The sequence below is a fragment of the Caldimonas sp. KR1-144 genome, assembly GCF_049446155.1.
Taxonomy (GTDB): Bacteria; Pseudomonadota; Gammaproteobacteria; order Burkholderiales; family Burkholderiaceae_C; genus Rivibacter.
In genome coordinates this window covers 1-20,470 of the sequence record NZ_JBMSEE010000010.1, presented here as the reverse complement: position 1 = coordinate 20,470, position 20,470 = coordinate 1, and the positions used below count along the sequence as shown (strand labels likewise).

General features: G+C 70.2%; 19 protein-coding genes and 2 tRNA genes. 17 read left to right on the top strand and 4 right to left on the bottom strand.

Going from position 1 to position 20,470, the window contains the following annotated elements; genetic code table 11:
* Positions 1 to 8 precede the first annotated feature (8 nt).
* Genes bamA through ACO2TI_RS20145 form a run of 8 tightly spaced genes read left to right on the top strand, consistent with a single transcriptional unit; the run spans position 9 to position 7,831 of the window.
* A complete protein-coding gene (gene bamA, locus ACO2TI_RS20180; RefSeq protein WP_423286973.1) occupies positions 9 to 2,393 on the top strand; it encodes an outer membrane protein assembly factor BamA in 2,385 nt (794 codons plus the stop codon).
* Positions 2,393 to 2,911, top strand: a complete 519-nt coding sequence (locus ACO2TI_RS20175; protein ID WP_423286972.1) for an OmpH family outer membrane protein — start codon at positions 2,393 to 2,395, stop codon at positions 2,909 to 2,911. The genes bamA and ACO2TI_RS20175 overlap by 1 nt, the downstream gene beginning before the upstream one ends.
* Positions 2,912 to 2,960: 49 nt before the next feature.
* Complete coding sequence (lpxD, locus tag ACO2TI_RS20170; RefSeq protein WP_423286971.1) at positions 2,961 to 4,019, top strand: UDP-3-O-(3-hydroxymyristoyl)glucosamine N-acyltransferase; 1,059 nt, start codon at positions 2,961 to 2,963, stop codon at positions 4,017 to 4,019.
* Positions 4,016 to 4,462: a 3-hydroxyacyl-ACP dehydratase FabZ gene (gene fabZ / locus ACO2TI_RS20165; RefSeq protein ID WP_423286970.1), complete on the top strand. Its 447-nt coding sequence runs from the start codon at positions 4,016 to 4,018 to the stop codon at positions 4,460 to 4,462. The genes lpxD and fabZ overlap by 4 nt, the downstream gene beginning before the upstream one ends.
* A gap of 11 nt (positions 4,463 to 4,473) precedes the next feature.
* Positions 4,474 to 5,268, top strand: coding sequence for an acyl-ACP--UDP-N-acetylglucosamine O-acyltransferase (gene lpxA, locus ACO2TI_RS20160; RefSeq protein ID WP_423287151.1), 795 nt, complete (start codon positions 4,474 to 4,476; stop codon positions 5,266 to 5,268).
* 19 nt (positions 5,269 to 5,287) lie between these two features.
* Positions 5,288 to 6,418, top strand: a complete 1,131-nt coding sequence (gene lpxB / locus ACO2TI_RS20155; protein ID WP_423286969.1) for a lipid-A-disaccharide synthase — start codon at positions 5,288 to 5,290, stop codon at positions 6,416 to 6,418.
* 43 nt (positions 6,419 to 6,461) lie between these two features.
* On the top strand, positions 6,462 to 7,037 hold the full coding sequence (rnhB, locus tag ACO2TI_RS20150; RefSeq protein ID WP_423287150.1) for a ribonuclease HII: 576 nt from the start codon (positions 6,462 to 6,464) through the stop codon (positions 7,035 to 7,037).
* A gap of 17 nt (positions 7,038 to 7,054) precedes the next feature.
* On the top strand, positions 7,055 to 7,831 hold the full coding sequence (locus ACO2TI_RS20145) for a TrmH family RNA methyltransferase (protein ID WP_423286968.1): 777 nt from the start codon (positions 7,055 to 7,057) through the stop codon (positions 7,829 to 7,831).
* Here ACO2TI_RS20145 and mnmC read toward each other — a convergent pair.
* From mnmC to earP, 4 genes are all read right to left on the bottom strand, one after another.
* The gene (gene mnmC / locus ACO2TI_RS20140; RefSeq protein ID WP_423286967.1) at positions 7,819 to 9,774 is read right to left on the bottom strand and encodes an FAD-dependent 5-carboxymethylaminomethyl-2-thiouridine(34) oxidoreductase MnmC; all 1,956 of its coding nucleotides are present in this window, start codon (positions 9,772 to 9,774) and stop codon (positions 7,819 to 7,821) included. The genes ACO2TI_RS20145 and mnmC overlap by 13 nt on opposite strands.
* Positions 9,771 to 10,721 carry a heme-dependent oxidative N-demethylase subunit alpha family protein gene (locus tag ACO2TI_RS20135; RefSeq protein WP_423286966.1) on the bottom strand — a complete coding sequence of 317 codons (951 nt, stop codon included), beginning with the start codon at positions 10,719 to 10,721 and terminating at the stop codon, positions 9,771 to 9,773. Before ACO2TI_RS20135 ends, mnmC begins: the two co-directional genes overlap by 4 nt.
* An 84-nt stretch (positions 10,722 to 10,805) precedes the next feature.
* Positions 10,806 to 11,357 carry an elongation factor P gene (gene efp, locus ACO2TI_RS20130; protein WP_423286965.1) on the bottom strand — a complete coding sequence of 184 codons (552 nt, stop codon included), beginning with the start codon at positions 11,355 to 11,357 and terminating at the stop codon, positions 10,806 to 10,808.
* 152 nt (positions 11,358 to 11,509) lie between these two features.
* On the bottom strand, positions 11,510 to 12,592 hold the full coding sequence (earP, locus tag ACO2TI_RS20125) for an elongation factor P maturation arginine rhamnosyltransferase EarP (protein WP_423286964.1): 1,083 nt from the start codon (positions 12,590 to 12,592) through the stop codon (positions 11,510 to 11,512).
* Positions 12,593 to 12,646: 54 nt separating this feature from the next.
* Between earP and ACO2TI_RS20120 the strand changes: the two genes are divergently transcribed.
* The 9 genes from ACO2TI_RS20120 to ACO2TI_RS20080 all read left to right on the top strand — a co-directional run bounded on the left by ACO2TI_RS20120 (position 12,647) and on the right by ACO2TI_RS20080 (position 19,977).
* The gene (locus tag ACO2TI_RS20120) at positions 12,647 to 13,135 is read left to right on the top strand and encodes a hypothetical protein (protein ID WP_423286963.1); all 489 of its coding nucleotides are present in this window, start codon (positions 12,647 to 12,649) and stop codon (positions 13,133 to 13,135) included.
* Positions 13,136 to 13,142: 7 nt separating this feature from the next.
* Positions 13,143 to 15,119, top strand: coding sequence for an excinuclease ABC subunit UvrC (gene uvrC / locus ACO2TI_RS20115; RefSeq protein WP_423286962.1), 1,977 nt, complete (start codon positions 13,143 to 13,145; stop codon positions 15,117 to 15,119).
* Positions 15,106 to 15,612, top strand: a complete 507-nt coding sequence (locus tag ACO2TI_RS20110) for a hypothetical protein (protein ID WP_423286961.1) — start codon at positions 15,106 to 15,108, stop codon at positions 15,610 to 15,612. The genes uvrC and ACO2TI_RS20110 overlap by 14 nt, the downstream gene beginning before the upstream one ends.
* 79 nt (positions 15,613 to 15,691) lie before the next feature.
* Positions 15,692 to 16,258, top strand: a complete 567-nt coding sequence (gene pgsA, locus ACO2TI_RS20105) for a CDP-diacylglycerol--glycerol-3-phosphate 3-phosphatidyltransferase (protein WP_423286960.1) — start codon at positions 15,692 to 15,694, stop codon at positions 16,256 to 16,258.
* Positions 16,255 to 17,148, top strand: a complete 894-nt coding sequence (locus ACO2TI_RS20100; protein WP_423286959.1) for a DMT family transporter — start codon at positions 16,255 to 16,257, stop codon at positions 17,146 to 17,148. The genes pgsA and ACO2TI_RS20100 overlap by 4 nt, the downstream gene beginning before the upstream one ends.
* 258 nt (positions 17,149 to 17,406) lie before the next feature.
* The gene (locus ACO2TI_RS20095; RefSeq protein WP_423286958.1) at positions 17,407 to 17,679 is read left to right on the top strand and encodes an HU family DNA-binding protein; all 273 of its coding nucleotides are present in this window, start codon (positions 17,407 to 17,409) and stop codon (positions 17,677 to 17,679) included.
* Between the two features lie 21 nt (positions 17,680 to 17,700).
* A tRNA-Val gene (locus tag ACO2TI_RS20090) sits at positions 17,701 to 17,776 on the top strand.
* A 153-nt stretch (positions 17,777 to 17,929) separates the two neighbouring features.
* On the top strand, positions 17,930 to 19,840 hold the full coding sequence (locus ACO2TI_RS20085; protein ID WP_423286957.1) for a SurA N-terminal domain-containing protein: 1,911 nt from the start codon (positions 17,930 to 17,932) through the stop codon (positions 19,838 to 19,840).
* 61 nt (positions 19,841 to 19,901) lie between these two features.
* A tRNA-His gene (locus tag ACO2TI_RS20080) sits at positions 19,902 to 19,977 on the top strand.
* The last annotated feature ends 493 nt before the right edge of the window (positions 19,978 to 20,470 follow it).

Here is a 20,470-nt window from a genome sequence, read left to right as displayed (position 1 = left end):
TTCCACGCATGTCGCTCTCGTCTGTGGGCCCGGCCCCCTTTTGCCGCCGGCCCTCGCGCCGCAACGACGCTCCCCACAACGCACGCATCGGCGGCCGCGTCTCGCGCCTGTCGGCTCTCCGTCCCACCGTCATCGCCGCAGCGCTCGTCGCGGGGCTTTCGCTGCCCGCGTGGGCCGTCGATCCGTTCACGCTCAAGGACATCCGCGTCGAGGGCCTGCAGCGCAGCGACGCCGGCACCGTGTTCGGCGCGCTGCCGTTTCGCATCGGCGACACCTACACCGACGAGAAGGGCGCCGCCGCGCTGCGCGCGCTCTTCGCGACCGGCCTGTTCAAGGACGTTCGCATCGAGATCGTCGACGACGTCGCGGTGGTGATCGTCGAGGAGCGTCCGATCATCGCGGGCGTCGAGTTCGTCGGGCTCAAGGAGTTCGACAAGGACGCGCTGACGAAGTCGCTCAAGGACGTCGGCATCGGCGAAGGCCAGCCCTTCGACCGCGCGCTCGCCGACCGCGCCGAGCAGGAACTCAAGCGCCAGTACCTCACCAAGAGCCTCTACGGCGCCGAGGTGGTGACCACCATCACGCCGATCGAGCGCAACCGCGTCAACGTGTCGTTCAATGTGGTCGAGGGCGAGGTCGCGAAGATCAGCGAGATCCGCATCGTCGGCGCGAAGGCCTTCTCCGAGGGCACGCTGCTCGGCCAGCTCGAAAGCACCACCAGCGGCTGGCTGACCTGGTACACCAAGACCGACCGCTACTCGCGCACCAAGCTCAACGCCGATCTCGAAACCCTGCGCTCGTACTACCTCGACCGCGGCTACCTCGAGTTCAGGGTCGATTCCACGCAGGTCGCGATCTCGCCGGACAAGCAGAACATCGCGATCACGATCAACATCACCGAGGGCCAGCCCTACACGGTGACCGAGGTCCGCCTCGAGGGCGACTACCTCGGCAAGGAAGACGACTTCAAGCGCGTGATCAGCGTCAAGCCGGGTGAGGCCTACCGGGCCGCCGACGTCGCCGAGACGACGCGCCGCTTCACCGAGCTCTACGGCCTGTTCGGCTACGCCTTCGCGCGCATCGAGACGCGCCCCGAGATCGACCGCGCCACCGGTCGCGTGGCAGTGGTGCTGGTCGGCGAGCCGTCGCGGCGCGTCTACGTGCGGCGCGTCAACGTGGCCGGCAACGCCCGCACGCGCGACGAGATCGTGCGCCGCGAGTTCCGCCAGTTCGAGTCCTCGTGGTACGACGGCCGCAAGATCAAGCTCTCACGCGACCGCATCGACCGCCTCGGCTACTTCAGTGAGGTCACGGTCGACACGGCGGAGGTGCCGGGTTCGCCCGACCAGGTCGACCTGACCGCCAACGTGAAGGAAAAGCCGACCGGCAACATCCAGCTCGGCGCCGGCTTCTCGAGTGCGGAGAAGCTGTCGCTGAACTTCGGCATCAAGCAGGACAACATCTTCGGCAGCGGCAACTACCTCGGCCTCGAGTTCAACACCAGCCGCTATAACCGCACCTTCGTGCTCAGCACCGTCGACCCGTACTTCACGATCGACGGCGTCTCGCGCGGCATCGACGTCTACTACCGTACCCAAAAGCCCATCAACAGCCAGGGCGAGGAGTACAGCATCGTCACGCAAGGCGGCGCGATCCGCTTCGGCGTGCCGTTCACCGAGTACGACACGGTGTTCATGGGCGTGGGTGTCGAGCGCACCGAGATCCGTGCCGGCGCGTCGATCCCGAACAGCTACTTCCTCTACCGCGAGGAGTTCGGCGACACCAGTACCAGCTTGCCGATCACGCTCGGCTGGCAGCGCGACAGCCGCGACTCGGCCCTGGTGCCGACGGCGGGCCGCTACCAGCGGCTCAATGCCGAGTGGGGCGCGGCCTTCGACACGCGCTACCTGCGCGCGAACTATCAGATCCAGCAATGGATCCCGCTGGGCAAGAAGTTCACGCTCGGTCTGAACGCCGAAGCCGGCTGGGGCGAGGGCCTCAGTGGCCGGCCGTTCCCGATCTTCAAGAACTTCTACGGCGGCGGCCTCGGCTCCGTGCGCGGCTTCGACCAGGGCTCGCTCGGCCCCGTCGACGTGACCGGTGCCTACATCGGCGGCAACCGCAAGCTCAACATCAACGCCGAGTTCTACGTTCCGGTGCCCGGCTCCGGCAACGACCGCACGCTGCGTCTGTTCGCATGGGCCGATGCCGGCAACGTCTGGGGCGAGAACGACGACAACGCTTCGTTCGACGACCTGCGTTCGTCGGCAGGCATCGGCCTGAGCTGGGTGTCGCCCGTCGGCCCGCTGAAACTCAGCTACGGCACGCCGTTGCGCAAGTTCTCGCAAGATAGAATCCAACGGTTCCAATTCCAGATCGGGACTGCGTTCTGATGAAGACTTTTTCCTTGAGCTCGCTGCTGGCCGCATCCGCGCTGGCATTGGGTGTTTCTGCCGTGCAGGCCCAGGATCTGAAGATCGGCTACGTCAACAGCGAACGCATCCTGCGCGAGTCGCAGGCGGCGAAGGCGGCACAGGCCAAGCTCGAGACCGAGTTCAGCAAGCGCGAGAAGGAGCTGGCCGAGACCGCGCAGCGCCTGAAGGCCTCGTCGGACAAGCTCGAGAAGGACGCTCCCACGCTGCCCGAGAGCGAGCGCACCCGCCGCCAGCGCGAGCTGGTCGAGCAGGACCGCGACTTCCAGCGCCGCCGCCGCGAGTTCCAGGAAGACCTCAACCAGCGCAAGAACGAAGAGCTCAGTGCGGTGGTCGAGCGTGCGAACAAGGTGATCCGCCAGATCTTCGAGCAGGAGAAGTACGACCTGATCCTGCAGGAAGCCGTGTTCGCGGGCCCGAAGGCGGACATCACCGACAAGGTGATCAAGTCGCTCAACGGCCCCGCCGCAACGAAGTGATGCCTGCGCCGGAGCGCGCGGCGCTCCGGTGGCCGAGCGCGTGTTTCGCATGAGGACCACGCTCGGCGACATCGTCTCCGCCCTCGGCGGAGAGATGGCCGGCGATGCCGGCCTGGCCATCGAGCGCATCGCGCCGCTCGACGCGGCCGACGACCGCTCGATCGCCTTTCTCTCCAATCCGCGCTACCGCTCGCAGCTCGAAGCCACCGCGGCCGCCGCGGTGATCGTCGCACCGGCGTTGAAAGAGGCAGCCTGCGCGCGCGGCGCGGCGATCGTCACGCCCGATCCCTACCTCTATTTCGCCCGGCTCACGCAGTGGTGGGCCGCGCGCGCGCGCCCGGGCGCGGCGCCGGGCGTGCATCCGAGCGCGGTGGTCGATGCCGGCGCCGTGATCGGCGCGGGCGTGCACATCGGCGCGCTCGCAGTCGTGGAGGCCGGTGCGCAAATCGGCGAGGGCGCGGTGATCGGGCCGCAGTGCCACATCGGGCGCAATGCGCGCGTCGGCGCCGGCACGCGGCTGGCGGCGCAAGTCGTGCTCGGCTTCGACTGCAGCATCGGTGCGCGCGGCGTGGTCCACAGCGGCGTCGTGATCGGCGCCGACGGCTTCGGCTTCGCGCCCACGCGCGAGGGCTACGTGAAGATCGAGCAGCTCGGTGCGGTGCGCATCGGCGACGACGTCGAGATCGGCGCCAACACCTGCATCGACCGCGGCGCGCTGGGCGACACCGTGCTCGAAGACGGCGTCAAGCTCGACAACCTCATCCAGATCGCGCACAACGTGCACATCGGCGCGCACACCGCGATGGCGGGTTGCGCCGCGGTGGCCGGCTCCACGCGCATCGGCGCGCGCTGCACCGTCGGCGGCGGCGCCGGCATCCTCGGCCATCTCGAGATCGTCGACGACGTGCACATCTCCGCGCAGAGCACCGTCAGCCACTCGATCCGCCGGCCCGGCGTCTACAGCGGCTTCTTCCCGCTCGACGACAATCGCGCCTGGGAGAAGAACGCCGTCACGCTGCGCCAGCTGTATCAGCTGCGCGAGCGCGTCCGCACGCTCGAGAAGCGCCTGGCCGAGGGCGGCCAAGGCGAACAGGAACAAACGCCATGATGGACATCCACACCATCCTCAAGAAGATCCCGCACCGCTACCCGATCCTGCTGGTCGATCGCGTGCTGGAGGTCGAAGCGGGCAAGCGCATCAAGGCGCTGAAGAACGTCTCGATCAATGAACCCGTGTTTCTCGGCCACTTCCCGCACCGCCCGGTGATGCCCGGCGTGCTGATCCTCGAGGCGCTGGCCCAGGCGGCCGCGCTGTTGAGCTTCTCGGGCGAGGGCGAGGGCAGCGGCGAGGACTCGGTGATCTATTTCGCCGGCATCGACGGTGCGCGCTTCAAGCGACCGGTCGAGCCCGGCGACCAGCTCATCCTCGAGGTCGAGGTCGACCGCATCCGTGCGGGCATCCACAAGTTCAAGGCGCGCGCGTCAGTGGCCGGCGAGCTCGCGGCCGAGGCCGAGCTGATGTGCACGATGCGCAAGATCGCGCCTTGCTGAACCCTTCGCAGATGTCCACGCAGGTCCATCCGACGGCGATCGTCGATCCGAAGGCCGAGCTGGCCGAAGGCGTTGTGGTCGGTCCGTATGCCGTGATCGGCCCGGCGGTGCGCATCGGCGCGCGCACGCGCATCGGCGCGCACTGCGTGATCGACGGCGCCACCACGATCGGCGCCGACAACGTCTTCCATCCGCACAGCAGCATCGGCGGGCCGCCGCAAGACAAGAAGTACGCCGGCGAGCCGACGCGCCTGGAGATCGGCGAGCGCAACACGGTGCGCGAGTTCTGCACCTTCAACACCGGCACGGTGCAAGACGGTGGCGTCACGCGCATCGGCTCGGACAACTGGATCATGGCCTACGTGCACGTCGCGCACGACGTGGCCGTCGGCAACCAGTGCATCCTGGCCAACAACGCGACGCTGGCCGGCCACGTGCGAATCGATGACTGGGTCATCGTCGGCGGGCTGACTGGTGTGCACCAGTTCTGCAAGGTTGGTGCGCACGCGATGCTGGGCTTTTCCAGCGCGATCTCGCAGGACGTGCCGCCGTTCATGATGGTCGACGGCAACCCGGCCCATGTGCACGGCTTCAACGTCGAAGGCCTGCGCCGGCGCGGCTTCTCGGCCGAGCGCATCGCGCAGGTCAAGCAGATGCATCGGCTGCTTTACCGCAACGGCCTGACGCTCGACGACGCCCAGGGCGAGATCGCGGCGCTGCGAAGCTCAGGCGTCGAAGGCGGCGAGGCCGACATCGAGCTGATGCTCGGTTTCCTCGCCGCTGCCAAGCGCGGCATCGTCCGCTGAACCCGACCAGAACGCCCGCATGAAGCTCGGACTGGTCGCTGGCGAAGCCTCTGGCGACTTGCTCGCCGGGCTGTTGCTGCAAGGGGTCAAGGCGCGCTGGCCGCAGGTGCAGACCTTCGGCATCGGCGGGCCGCGCATGGTCCACGAAGGTTTTCAGGCCTGGTGGCCGAGCGATCGCCTCGCGGTGCACGGCTACGCCGAGGCGCTCAAGGTCTACCTGCCGCTGCTGCGCCTGCGCCGCGAACTCGGTGACCGCATGCTGGCCGAGCGGCCGGCCGCCTTCATCGGCGTCGACGCGCCGGACTTCAACCTCGGCCTCGAGGCGCGTCTCAAGGCCGCGGGCACGAAGACCGTGCACTTCGTCTGTCCGTCGATCTGGGCCTGGCGGGGCGGGCGCGTGCACAAGCTGGCGGCCTCGGCCGACCATGTGCTGTGCCTGTTCCCGTTCGAGCCGGCGCTGCTGGCCCAGGCCGGCGTGCGCGCGAGCTATGTCGGCCATCCGCTGGCCGACGCGATCCCGCTCGAGGTGCCGCGCGCCGCGGCGCGCGCGGCCCTCGGCCTGGGCCACAGCGAGCCGGTGCTGGGGGTGCTACCGGGCAGCCGGCGCGGCGAGATCCGCCACATCGCGGCGGACTTCCTGCGCGCCGCGGCGCTGCTCAAGCGCGACCGCCCCGGCCTGCGCTGCCTGTTGCCGATCGCGCCCGGCGTGCGCCCGCTTGTGGAGGCGGCCGTGGCCGAGGCCGGCGCGCAAGACGCCGTGGAATTGATCGACGGCCGCTCGCACGAAGTGCTGGCGGCCTGCGACGTGGCCCTGGTCGCCAGCGGCACCGCGACGCTCGAGGCCGCGCTGTTCAAGCGGCCGATGGTGATCGGCTACCGCATCGCGCCGCTGAGTTGGCAGATCATGCGGCACATGCGCTACCAGCCCTGGGTCGGACTGCCGAACGTGCTCGCCGGCGAGTTCGTCGTGCCCGAGCTGCTGCAACACGAGATGACGCCCGAGGCGCTGGCGCGCGAACTGCGCCGATGGCTGGACGATCCGGCGGACTGCGAGCGCGTCGCGCAGCGCTTTGCCGAGATGCACCTGAGCCTGCGCCGCAACACGGCCCAGGCCGCGGGCGACGCGATCGCGGAGGTGGTCGGTGGCTGAGCAGCGTTTGCGCAAGCCGCGCGCGGCGGTGCAGCTCGGCCTCATGTGGGACGCGCCGGGGCTGGTGGCCGGCGTCGACGAGGCCGGCCGCGGCCCGCTGGCCGGGCCGGTGGTCGCCGCCGCGGTGATCCTCGACGACGAGAAGCCGATCCGCGGCCTCGCCGACTCCAAGGTGCTGAGCCCGCGCCGGCGCGACGTGCTGTTCGACGAGATCCGCGCCAAGGCGCTGTGCTGCTCGATCGCCGAGGCCAGCGTCGAGGAGATCGACCGCCTCAACATCCTGCACGCGACGATGCTGGCGATGCGCCGCGCGGTCGACGGCCTGCGGCTGCGGCCGGTCAAGGTGCTGGTCGATGGCAACCGGCTGCCGGTGCTGGGTGTCACCGCCGAGGCGATCGTGAAGGGCGACGCCACGGTCGCTTCGATCGCCGCCGCCTCCATCCTCGCCAAGGTCCACCGCGACCGGCTGTGCGACGCGCTGCACGAAGCGCATCCGCAATACGGCTTCGGCGAGCACAAGGGCTACAGCACCGCGGCCCATCTCGAGGCCCTGCGCGAGCACGGCCCCTGCGCGGCGCACCGCCAGAGCTTCGCGCCGGTGCGCGAGGCGGTGCGCTGAAGTTGGGGACGCCGGCCATGCGCGAACCGGTGCGCATCACCTCGCGGGAGAACCCGCTGCTCGCGCAGTTGCGCCGCCTGGCGCACGAGCCGGCCGGCTACCGCAAGACCGGCCAGGCCTGGCTGGAGGGCGACCACCTGCTGCGCGCCGCGCTGACGCGCGGCCGTGCGTTGACGCAGGTGGTGCTGACCGAGGCGGCATGGGCCGATCCGTCGCTGCGCGAGATCGCGCAGCGGGCGGCGCGCATTGCCGTCGTCTCCGATGCCTTGATGAAGCCGCTGAGCACGCTCGAGTCGCCGGCGCCGATCGCTGCGCTGCTCGCCTTGCCGGCCGAGGCGCCGGCGGTTCTGGCCGGTGTGCCAACAGTGGTGCTCGACCGCCTGCAAGACGCCGGCAACGTCGGCAGCGTGCTGCGCAGCGCCGCGGCGCTGGGCATCGCCCAGGTGGTCGCGCTCAGCGGCACCGCGGCGTTGTGGTCGCCCAAGGTGGTGCGCGCCGGCATGGGGGCGCACTTCGCGCTGCACCTCGTCGAGCAGCAGCGCGAGGAGGCGCTCGACGCGCTTGGCGTGCCGCTGATCGCGACCAGCTCGCATGCGCCCCGCTCGCTGGCCGAAGCGCCGCTGCCCGACCCTTGCGCCTTCGTGTTCGGCCACGAGGGGCGCGGCGTCGCCGCCTCGCTGCTGACGCGCTGCGCCGAAACGCGCCGCATCCCGCAGCCGGGCGGCGAGGAGTCGCTCAACGTGGCGGCCGCCGCGGCGATCTGCCTGTACGAGGCGGCGCGTCAGCGCGGCTGAGGCGTGGGCGCGCGTGCCGCGCGCAGCGCGAAGCGCGCCGGGTCGGCCGCGTCGCGCAGGTCGGCCTCCACGGGGCAGGGCGTGCCGGCGATCCACGAGGCCAGCAGCTCGGCGCCCAGGGCCGCCCAGCTCAGTCCGCGCGAGCCGAGCCCGGTGAAAACGTAGAGACCGCCGTGCGCATCGCGCCGGCGGGCAACGAGCCGCGGTGCGTCGGCGCGCGTCGCGGCCGGCAGCGCGTCGAGATCGGGCAGGGCGCCGACGATCGGCAGGCGGTCCGGCGTGACGGCGCGCCAGCCGACCCGGCCCACCGCGTCCTCGACGCGGCCGATCGCCTCGGGCGCGACGCTCAGCAGCGCGGCCAGGCGCGCGCGGTTGTGCTCGTGATCGGCGAGGCGCGGCGATGCCTCGCCGTCGCCGTGCTGCGTGGTCGCGCCGGTCCACAGCCAGCCGTCCAGCGCCGGCGCCGCATAGCCGGCGCCGGAGACGGCGCAGCGCGGCGCCGCGAGGCCGGGGTGCACCGGCCAGCCGCTGATCTGTCCGCGCACGGCGACCAGCGGACCGAGCGCGGGCCCGGCCAGGCGCGCGGCGTCGAGCGCATTGGCAATCACGAGCACGGGCGCTTCGGCGATCGGCCGCGCCTGGGCATCGAGCACCAGCCAACGGCCGTCGCGGCGCACGATCGACGCAGCGTTCACGCCGTCGACGAAGCGTGCGCCGCTGGCCGCCAGCCAGGCCTTCGCGACATCGGCCGGTGCCAGCCAGCCGCCTTGCGGGAAGTACCAGCCCCCGCTCGGAAGTGCCACACCGGTGCGTTCGCGCGCGGCGGCGCGATCGAGCCAATCGACGAAGCCGCGCGGCAGACCGCAGCGCGCGAGCAGGGCCTGTGCGGCCTCGTCGCTGAGCCGTGGTTCGAGGCGCACGAAGCCGTCGAGCGCGCCGCGCACCGAGCCGTCGGCCAGCGCGGGCGCGATGCTGCGCGCCATGTGCAGCGCGCCTGCGCGCAGCCAGCGCGCATGCGGCCCGTCGTCGGCGTGCAGCGTCGCGTGCATCAGGCCGATCGGGTTGCCCGAGGTCGCCTGGCCGGCGGCCGGCAGCGCGTCGAGCACCGTGCAGTGCCAGTCCAGCCGCGCGAGCGCCGCCGCGGCGGCGCAACCCGCCAGGCCGGCGCCGACGATCACGGCCGCGCGCTCGCCCTCGTGCACATGCAGGCCGCCGACGGGCGCCGGCGGCACGAAGCGCGGCGCGAAGCGGGCGATGGTCATGTCGCGCTTGCCGGCAAAGCCGCCGGCCTGCTCGACCGCGAAGCCGGCGCCGGCGAGCCCGTCGCGCACCACGCGCGCGGCGCTCCAGGTCGCGGCCGTCGCGCCCGGCGCGGCAAGGCGGCCCAGGCGCTCGAACAGGCGCGGCTGCCACATCTGCGGGTTCTTCGCCGGCGCGAAGCCGTCGAGGAAGAACGCGTCGACGCGCGCCAGCAACTGCGGCAGCACGAGCTCGATGTCGCCCAGGGCCAGCACAAGGCGCACGCGGCCCGCCTCGAAGTCCAGCACGTGCAGGTTCGGCGTCGCGCACGGCCATGCGTCGACCAGTTCGCGCGCCTGCGGCGAGCCGCCGGCGTGCACGCGCGCGAGGTCCTCCCGCGTCGGCGGGTGCTTCTCGATCGAGACGAAGTCGAGCCGACGGCTGCGCCGCGGGTCGCGGCGCCAGGCGTCCCACGCGGCGAGGAAGTTGTTGCCCAGGCCGAAGCCGGTCTCGAGGATCGTGAAGCCCTCGCGTCCGGCCCAGCGCGGCGCGTCGCCGAGCAGGCCGTTGCCGCCGAGGAAGACGTGGCGCGCCTGCTCGGCGGCGCCGGCAGCGGCGTGGTAGACATCGCCGAAGGCCGGCGCGCGCGGCACGCCGTCGTCGCCGAAGGCCAGCGTCGCGGGGACGATGGGCGCGGTCTTCATGCCGCTGCGCGGCGGGCCAGCCAGGCCAGCAGCGGCGCGCGCGCCGCGGCCAGGCCGCGGTAGGCGATCACCGCCTCGCTCATCGACGCGATGGCTGCGTGCAGCGCCGCGGCGCGTGCCGGCGTTTCCAGCGCCTCGGGCAGCGGGCGCACGGCGACGTGGATCGTGAACACGGCCTGCGCTTTGCCGGCCACGGGGATGAAGCTTTGCCGCTCGGTGCGAAACCACAGCGATCGGGCCCACGCGTCGAGCCCGGACTCGTCCGGCGCCGCGGGCCAGCGATCCTGGTGGCGCTGCGGATGGTGGTCATGGCCGCCGTGCGGCACGACGGTCCAGACAAAGCGCTCCCAGCGCGGCTCGCGGCACACGAGCGCGCACAGCTGGCGCGCCGCGTTGACGACCAGCGCGTTGTCCGCCACCGGTGCATGGGCCTGCGCGAACGATCGGCCCACCTTGTCGGCCGGCACCCAGTGCGAGGGCAGGCACACGGCCAGCCAGGGCAGGGCGGCTTCGGCGCCGTCGACGATGGCGAGGTCCTCGTGCAGCGCCAGGCTGGCCAGGCCCGCGAGGCGCCGCTCGGCCGGCAGCGCGGCGAGCACCGCGCCGGCCGTCGCGTGCGTTGCCGGCGACGACGCCGACAAGGCCCCGTCCCAGGCGACCGACCAGCCGAGCAGCGGTGCCGCGAGGCCGCGATCGCCATCAGGCCGCAGCGCCTGCGGCGCGTCTCGCTGGGCCTGCCGGGCCAGCGCTTCGAGCGCCGGGCGCGCGTCGAAGCCGGGCGCGCTCAGCAGCGCGCTGCCGGGCTCGCGCCGCAACACCTGCAGCTTCTCGGCGAAGGCGCTGTCGGTGGGGTCGAGTGCCGTCAGCTGCACGGCGCCGTCGGCCAGGCGCTGAAGGCCGGGCTGCATGCGAAAGGGCGCGGTGACGGCGGCGTCGAAGTCGAACATCGTCGGGCGAGGTTAGCCGCAAAGACGGTCCACAAAGGCAAAGGGCACCCGAAGGTGCCCTTGATGCGCGAGCGGCGAGCCGCGTCAGACGCGCTTGCGGTACTCGTGCGTGCGGGTGTCGATCTCGATCTTGTCGCCGTTCTCGACGAACAGCGGCACCGAGATCTCGAAGCCGGTGGCGATCTTGGCGGGCTTCATGACCTTGCCCGAGGTGTCGCCCTTGACGGCCGGCTCGGTGGTCACTTCGCGCACCACGGTGGTCGGCAGCTCGACCGAGATGGCCTTGCCGTCGTAGAACACCACTTCGACCGGCATGCCGTCTTCGAGGTAGCTGATGGCGTCGCCCATGTTCTCGGCCTCGACCTCGAACTGGTTGTACTCGGCGTCCATGAAAACGTACATCGGATCGGCGAAGTAGGAGTAGGTGCACTCCTTCTTGTCCAGCACGATCTGGTCCATCTTGTCGTCGGCCTTGAAGACGACTTCGGTGCCCGAGCTGTTGAGCAGGTTCTTCAGCTTCATGCGAACGGTGGCGGCGTTGCGGCCACCGCGGCTGTACTCGGTCTTGAGCACGACCATCGGGTCCTTGCCCTGCATGATCACGTTGCCGGCGCGGATTTCCTGGGCGATCTTCATCGTGGAGCTCTCTCGATTGGCTGCCCGACCGGAAGGGGTGCTGTGTCGGGTGCGGTGGGGCTGGCGCGTAGGCGTTCTTCCTGTCGCGGAAATGCCCCGTCGCGCAAAGCCCGCAATTGTACCTTCTCCCGCTGGCGCGAAGGGTTTCCTGGTCAGCGCTTGGCGAGCGCGAAGCGCAGCAGCCGCTCGCCCAGGTCGCCCAGGCTGCGCTGCACGCTGGCCAGGGCCTGCGCGCGGGCCGCGGCGTGGCTCGTCCAGGCGGCATCGGGCAAGGCATGGGCCGGCGCATCGGCCAAGCCGTTCCAGGCCGCGAAGCGACGGCGCAGCGCGGCGGCCAACGCGGTCGGTGCGCCAGAGACGTAGACGTCGAGGAAGGCCTCGAGCTTGGCGGCATGAACGCCGTCGCGCTGCGGGTAGATCTGCCAGACGAACGGCCGGCCGGCCCACAGCGCGCGCACGAAAGAGTCCTCGCCGCGCACGAAGTTGAGCTCGCAGGCGGCGAGCAGGCGGTCGTAATCCGGTTGCTCCAGCCAGGGCAGCGCGACGAGCCGCAGCGCGCCGGCATGCCGCTGGCTGCCGGCTTCGAGCGGCGTGCCCAGCCACTGCGCCGCCTGCCGCGTCGCATGGCCGGGCGTCAGGTAGAGATCGACCGGCGTCGAGCCCTCGCGCCAGGCCTCGAGCGCCGCCGGCAGGGCCGGGTTCTCGTAGCAGAACAGGCTCACGCGGCAGGCCTCGGGCCGGGCGGCCGGGTCGATGCGAGCGAGCCAGCCCTCGTCGCGCGCGCCGTCGAGCGCGGGCTCGCGCAGCAGCCCGCCGGTGGCTTCGGAGAAGCCCGGGTAGAAGAACCACTTGGTCAGGCCGCGCGCCGGTCCGGCCATCTGCGGCGACGCGAGACCGTGGCTGCGCTCGACATAGGACTCGGCGCTCAGGTACTCGAGGTTGATCCACACCGGCAGCACGGCCGCTTGCGCCATGCGCGCCAGAAAGCCCGGCGGCGGATCGCAGCCGAAGGACTCGATGACAACTTCGCCCGGCGTCTCGTGCGGTTCGGGCTCGCGCCATGGCAGCACCTCGACGCCCTCGGCGCCGCGCGGCGCCATCCACGCCAGCGCGCTCGCGTCGTCGACCCACAACCGCACGCGGTGGCCGAGCGCGACGAGTCGCCGCGCGAGCCGCCAGCACACGCCGAGGTCGCCGTGGTTGTCGATCACGCGGCAGAAGACATCCCAGAGCATGCAGCGATTATCGAAGCCGCCATTGCCTGGCAACGCGGCGCGACACAATGCCGCATGGCCGCGCCTCGCACGCTTGACCCGTCCGCGCTCGCCCATGCGATCGAAGCGTGGGGGCCGGCCGCGTGGCTGCGCGAATCGTTGTGGGCCTATCCGCTGCTGAACGCGCTGCACATCCTCGGCATTGCTGCGCTGCTCGGCGGCATCGCGGTGCTCGATTTCCATCTGCTGCGCGCACGCGAGCCGGTCGCGCCGGTCGCGCGCGCGGCCTGGCCCGTGGCGGTGGCCGGCGTCGCGCTGGCGGTGGCGACCGGGCCGCTGCTGTTCGCGGTCAAGGCCACCGAGTACATCGCCAATCCGGCCTTCGTGTGGAAGTTCGTGCTGCTGACGCTGGCGCTGAGCAATGTCGCGCTCTTCCACCTGAGTTTTCCCGGCGTGCTGGCCGGCACGCGGCCGGTGACCGCCGGCGTGCGTGCTGTGGCCGCGCTGTCGCTCGCGCTCTGGTTCGCCAGCCTGCTGGCCGGCCGCGCGATCGCCTTCCTGTGATGCATCGATGAGTTCCCTTCCCGCCGACACCGGCGACACCGCACCCACCGACGAGGCCGACGCCCTCTGGCAGCGCCTGCTGGCCGAGGTGGCCGCGCTGCCGGGGCTGCCCGGCGTCTACCGCTACTTCGACGCGCAAGGCGGCGTGCTCTACGTCGGCAAGGCGCGCAACCTGAAGAAGCGCGTCTCGAGCTATTTCCACAAGAACCATGGCGGCACGCGCATCGGCCACATGGTCTCGAAGATCGTGCGCATCGAGACCACCGCGGTGCGCAGCGAGGCCGAGGCGCTGCTGCTCGAGAACAATCTGATCAAGACGTTGAATCCCAAGTTCAACATCCTGTTCCGGGACGACAAGAGCTACCCCTACCTCAAGTTCGCCTCGCACGAGTTTCCGCGCATGGCCTACTACCGCGGCTCGGTCGACAAGAAGCATCGCTATTTCGGGCCCTATCCGAGCGCATGGGCGGTCAAGGAGTCGATCCAGTTGCTGCAGAAGGTGTTCCGGCTGCGCACCTGCGAGGACACGGTCTTCAACCACCGCACGCGGCCTTGCCTGCTGTACCAGATCAAGCGCTGCTCGGGGCCTTGCGTGCGCGCGCCGGAGAGCGCGAACTACGCCGAGGACGTGGCCAATGCCGAGCGCTTCCTGCTCGGCGAGACCGACGAGGTGATGGCGCAGTTGCAGCAGCGCATGATGGAACACGCCGAGAAGCTCGAGTACGAGCAGGCCGCCGAGATCCGCAACCAGATCGGCGCGTTGTCGCGCGTCTTGCACCAGCAGACGATGGAAAGCGACGCGTCGAGCGCCTTCGACAAGGACGCCGACATCCTTGCGGTGGTGGTGCAAGGCGGTCGCGCCTGCGTCAACCTCGCGATGGTTCGCGGCGGGCGCCACCTGGGCGACCGGCCGTACTTCCCGACCCACGTCGACGACGCGGCAGCGCTCAACGCTGCCGAGGACGAGGCCTTCAGCGAGGCGCTGTCGGCCGACGAGGCTGCCGAGCGCGCGACGGCGCGCCCGATCGAAGTGCAGGTGCTGGAGGCCTTCATTGGCCAGCACTACCTCGATGCCGCGGTGCCGCCGCTGCTGATCGCCAACCACCCGATCGACCGTGCGCTGCTCGAGGCGCTGAGCGACCAGGCCGGCTTCAAGGTCGGTGCCGTGCACCAGCCGCGCGAACAGCGCCGCCAGTGGCTCGAGATGGCCGAGCGCAATGCCAAGCTCAAGCTCGCGCAGCTGCTCGCGGAGGAGGGCTCGCAGCAGGCGCGCACGCGCGCGCTGGTCGACGCGCTCGACCTGCCGGTCGAGAACCTGGAGACGTTTCGCATCGAGTGCTTTGACATCAGCCACACGGCCGGCGAGGCGACGCAGGCATCGTGCGTGGTGTTCGAGCAGCACAAGATGCAGTCCTCCCAGTACCGCCGCTACAACATCGACGGCATCACCCCCGGCGACGACTACGCCGCGATGCGCCAGGTGCTCACGCGCCGCTACGCCAAGCTCGCCGAGGCCGCACCCGGCGGGCGCGAGCGCCTGCCCGACCTGGTGCTGGTCGACGGCGGGCGCGGCCAGGTCAGCATGGCGCGCGAGGTGTTCGAGGAACTGGGCATCGACCTGTCGCTGATCGTCGGCGTCGAGAAGGGCGAGGGCCGCAAGGTCGGCCTCGAGGAACTGGTGTTCGCCGACGGCCGCGAGAAGGTCTACCTCGGCCATGACTCCGCCGCGCTGATGCTGGTGGCGCAGATCCGCGACGAGGCGCATCGCTTCGCGATCACCGGCATGCGAGCGCGGCGTGCCAGCGTGCGCACCGGCGGCAGCAAGCTCGAGGACATCCCGGGCGTGGGCCCGAAGAAGCGTGCCAAACTTCTGCAGCGCTTTGGTGGCGTGCGCGGCGTGGCGGCCGCGAGCGTCGACGACCTGGCGGGCGTCGACGGCATTTCCGCAGAACTCGCCGAGGAGATCTACCGTGCCTTGCATTGAATCCGCGGCCCGCGCCGCGAACCGCGCGCGTGCGCTGGCCGTCATCGGCGTGCTGATGCTGGCGTCGTGCGCTGCGCCGCCGCCTCCGGCGCCTGCTCCGGGGCGACCGGCGCCCGCGCCGGCCGCGCCTTCGGCGGCAGCCGGCCAGCTGCCGGCGCCGAAGACGCCACGTTCGATGCAGGAACTGCGCGCACAGGCGGCGCTGCGCATCGTCGCCGCCAGCCCCGGCATGACCTACGACGGCAAGGTGCCCGACATCCTGCTCGCGATTCCCGTGCTGGAGATCGAGCTCAACGCCGACGGCAGCATCCGCCACATCGACGTGATGCGCGAGCCGCGCCAGGCCAAGGACACGATCAAGCTGGCGATCGACGCGGTCAAGCGCGCGGCGCCCTTCGGCAGCGTCGCGCATCTGCCCAAGCCCTGGAAGTTCCAGGAGACCTTCCTGTTCAACGACGATCGCAAGTTCAAGCCGCGGACCTTGGACTCCTGACCGGCCCGGCACGGCCTGCCAGGCTGCGCAGCGCAAAGCCGCCAGCGTGGGGGCTTCGTCTCGCGGGCACAATGGCCCGATGTTCTGGACCCTGCCCACCTTGCTGACCTGGGCGCGCATCGTCGCGATCCCGCTCATCGTCGGCGTGTTCTACCTGCCGATCGACACGCCGACGCAGAACCTGGTCGCGACCGTGCTGTTCATCGTCGTGGCGCTCACCGACTGGGCCGACGGTTGGCTGGCGCGCAGGCTGAACCAGACCTCGTCGTTCGGCGCCTTCCTCGACCCCGTGGCTGACAAGTTCCTGGTCTGCGCGGCGCTGCTGGTGCTGGTGCACCTGGGGCGATTGCACGCGCTGATCGCGCTGGTGATCATCGGCCGCGAGATCGCGATCTCGGCGCTGCGTGAATGGATGGCGCAGATCGGCGCCTCGGCCAGCGTGGCGGTGCACATGATCGGCAAGCTCAAGACCGCGGCGCAGATGGTCGCGATCCCCTTCCTGCTCTATGACCGGCCGCTGTTCGGCTTCATCGACACGCACGCCTGGGGCACCGCGCTGATCGTGATCGCGGCAACGCTGACGATCTGGTCGATGGTGTACTACCTGCAGAAGGCGTTGCCCGAGATCCGGGCGAAAGCCCGATGACGGCCGCGGTCGACGAGCGCCAGGGCGCGCTCGCCCTGCGCGCGATGCCCTGGGTGTTCGTGCTGATCTGGAGCACCGGCTTCGTCGTCGCGCGCTACGCGATGCCGCATTCGCCGCCGCTCAAGTTCCTTGCGCTGCGCTATGCGCTGTCGATCGCCTGCTTCGGCCTGTGGGTCGCCGCATCGCGCGCGACCCTGCCTCGCGATGCGCGGCAGTGGGGCCACCTGGCCGTCACCGGCATCCTGATGCATGCCGGCTACCTTGGCGGCGTCTGGACGGCGGTCAAGGCCGGCATGGGCGCCGGAACGGTGGCGTTGATCGTCGGCCTGCAGCCGGTGATCACCGCGCTGTGGCTGAGCTCGCGCGGCGGGCAGGATCGCGTCGCGGGGCGACAGTGGCTGGGCCTCGCGCTCGGATTCGCAGGCCTGGTGCTGGTGGTCGAGCACAAGCTGGGCGCCGGCGAGATCAGCGGCTTCAACCTGGGCTGCGCGCTGTTCGCGCTGGTGGCGATCACGGCCGGCACGCTCTACCAGAAGCGCTTCGTCGCGCCGTGCGACGTGCGCAGCGCCAGCCTCATCCAGCTGCTGGCCGCGCTCGCGGTGAGCCTGCCGCTGGCGATGCTCGAGACGCCGCCGATGCAATGGCATCCCGAGCTGCTCGGCGCGCTCGCGTGGTCGGTCCTCGCGCTGACGCTGGGCGGCAGCTCGCTGCTTTACATGCTGATCCAGCGCGGCGCGGCCACGGCGGTCACGAGCCTGCTGTACCTCGTGCCGCCGTGCACGGCGCTGATGGCGGCCGCGCTCTTCGACGAGGCACTGACGGCCAGCGTCTACGCCGGCCTGGCGATCACTGCGGCGGGCGTTGCGCTCGTCGTGCGCGGCGGGCGTTGAGCCCTCTGGCCGATCTCGCGGCGCGTGTGCTGCGTCACGACCGCCCTTGCCGAAACCCGCGCCAGGCCTTGTCAAGCGTGGATTCCACGCGAAACAGCATGCCGTTGCGCGAAGTGATTGAGCATAGAATCGCGCTCCGTTTTGACGTCCGGTCGATGCCTCGTTCGGGACCGCCGACCGGCTCCGCGCGAACCAGTCGTTGCGGTTCGCTCATCGCCTGACACCTACCGCCGTTTCATCCTCAGAGGGGGTACCTACGTGAACAAGACTGAGTTGATCGATCACATCGCCAAGCAAGCCGACATCTCCAAAGCCGCGGCCGGCCGCGCGCTCGAGGCGCTGATCGGTGGTGTGACCAAGTCGCTGAAGAAGGGCGACAGCGTCTCGCTGGTCGGCTTCGGCACCTTTGCAGTGACCAAGCGCGCCGCACGCAGCGGCCGCAACCCGCGCACCGGCGCGACGATCAAGATCAAGGCCGCCAAGGTGCCCAAGTTCCGTCCGGGCAAGGCGCTCAAGGACTCGCTCAACTGATCGAGCGGTTTCGCGCGAGCCGGGTGCTTAGCTCAGCTGGTAGAGCGGCGCCCTTACAAGGCGTAGGTCGGGGGTTCGAACCCCTCAGCACCCACCAAGCCGCGCAAGCGGTCAGCGCCCAGGCGCTTCGCTAGAATCCGCGCGGCCTGCGGCCCGTTTTCCGCAAGCTCGCAACACAAAGGCGAACCTCGGTTCGCCTTTGTCGCTTCCGGGCGTCAGCTCCTGGCGCCTGCCGTCTTCGAGGCCATCGATGTTCGATTTCGTCCGCAAGCACACTCGCCTGATGCAGCTCCTGCTGGTGCTGCTGATCTTTCCTTCGTTCGTGTTCTTCGGCATCCAGGGCTACAGCGGCTTCAAGGAAGGACGCCAGGAAGTGGCGAAGGTCGCCGGCCAATCGATCACGCAGACCGAATGGGACGAGGCGCACCGGCGCCAGGTCGAGCGCATGCGCGCGCAGGCGCCGGGCGTCGACCTCAAGCTGTTCGACACGCCCGAGATGAAGCAGCGCACGCTCGACGAGCTGGTGCGCGAGCGCGTGATGATGGTGGCCGCCGACAAGCTGCGGCTGACCACCGGCGACCAGCGCCTGGCGCGCCTGTTCCAGAACGACCCGCAGTTCGCGGTGCTGCGCAACCCGGACGGCACGCTCAACAAGGCACTGATCGAAGCGCAGGGCATGAGCGTTGCGCAGTTCGAGCAGCAGCTGCGCCGCGACCTCGCGATGCGCCAGGTCGTGCTGGGCGTGCTGGGCAGCGCCACGCCGTCGGCCGAAGCCACCGAGCTAGCCACCAACGCGCTGTTCCAGCGCCGCGAGGTGCGCGTCGCGCGCTTCGATGCCAAGGCCTACGAGGCGCAGGTCAAGCCGACCGACGCCGACCTTCAGGCCTACTACGACGACGCTGCCCACGCTGCCACCTTCGAATCGCCCGAGCAGGCCAGCGTCGAGTACATCGTCCTCGACCTCGAGGCGGTGAAGAAGGGCATCACCGTCTCCGACGCCGAGCTCAAGGCCTATTACGAACAGAACGCCGCACGCTTCACGGCCCCCGAGGAGCGCCGCGCCAGCCACATCCTCGTGAAGGCCGAGGCCTCGGCGCCGGCGGCCGAGCGCGAGAAGGCCAAGGCCAAGGCCGAGAGCCTGCTCGCCGAGCTCAAGCGCGACCCGAAGCAGTTCGCCGAGCTGGCCAAGAAGAACTCCGACGACCCCGGCTCGGCCCAGCGCGGCGGCGACCTCGAGTGGTTCGGCCGCGGCGCGATGGTCAAGCCCTTCGAGGACGCGGCCTTCGCGCTCAAGCCGGGCGAGCTCAGCGGCGTGGTCCAGAGCGACTTCGGCTACCACGTGATCCAGGTCACCGGCGCGCGCGGCGGCGAACGCAAGCCCTTCGAGCAGGTGCAGGCCGAGGTCCGCAACGAGGTGCTGCAGCAGGCCGCGCAGCGCCGCTACGCGGAGGCTGCCGAAACCTTCTCGAACCTCGTCTACGAGCAGTCCGACAGCCTCAAGCCCGCGGCCGACAAGCTCCAGCTGACCGTGCTCACCGCCACCGGCGTGACGCGCACGCCCAAGGCCGGCGCGGCCGGACCGCTTTCGAACGCCAAGCTGCTGGAGTCGCTGTTCTCGGCGGAGGCGCTGCGCGACAAGCGCAACACCGAGGCGGTCGAGGTGGGCCCGAACCAGCTGGCTTCCGCGCGCATCGTCAGCTACCAGCCCAAGCGCAAGCTGCCGTTCGACGAGGTCAAGGACCGCGTGCGCGGCCTGGTCACTGCCCAGCAGGCGGCGGCGCTGGCCCGCAAGGAAGGCGAGGCCAAGCTGGCCGCGTGGAAACAAGGCGGCGAGCCTGCGCTGGATGCCGCGGTGGAGATCTCGCGCGTGCAGCCCAAGGGTTTGCCGCGCGAGGCCATCGACGCGCTGATGAAGGCGCCGGTGCAGACGCTGCCGGCCTGGACCGGCATCGACCTCGGTGCGCAGGGCTACCTGGTCGCGCGCATCGACAAGGTGCTGCCGCGCGATCCGGCCTCGGGCGACGCGAAGCAACTGCAGGGGCAGTTCGCTCAGGCGTGGAGCCAGGCCGAGTCGCTGGCTTACTACGAGTCGCTCAAGCAGCGCCTGCGCGTGCACGTCGAAGCCAAGGCCCCGGCCGCCGCGGCCTCGGCGGCGCAGTGATCGAGATGCGCGCACGAGCCGCTTCGAACGCGGCGGCTCGGCTATAATCTCGCGCTCTACGGTGGCTGTAGCTCAGTTGGTAGAGTCCCAGATTGTGATTCTGGTCGTCGTGGGTTCGAGTCCCATCAGCCACCCCAAAAATTTCAGGCCCCGATAAGTCCTTGATTTTCAAGGATTTTCGGGGCCTTAGTTTTTGACGTGGGTACAGTGCGCGGGTACAACACGGGTACAGTTCATCACCACACCGATTCGCGGGGGAGGCGGGGTATGGGGGCTGACTACTTCACGCTCATCACTGGCATTGCTGGCCTCATCGGGTTTGTGATCCAGGTGTTTGATGTATTTCCCCGGTTCGCCCGCATTCGTGGGGCGGTTGTGCTGTTGCTTCTTGGGGTCTTTGTTGGAAGCCTGTTGCGGGCGTTTGACTCGTCCCGCCTTCATGTTGAGATCAATGTGGGTCTCGGGACGGCAGTGCTGGCTTTAATCGCGCTTGTCGTCATCTGCGCCCTAGTTGTGAGCTGTCAAGACGTTGTGTCGAGGCCCCGGTAGTCGAGAGGCTGGAGCGACGCGGCCGATGCCGCGGTGGGGGCGGTGCCAGTTGTAGTGGTGCTGCCAGCTGTGGAGGGCCTG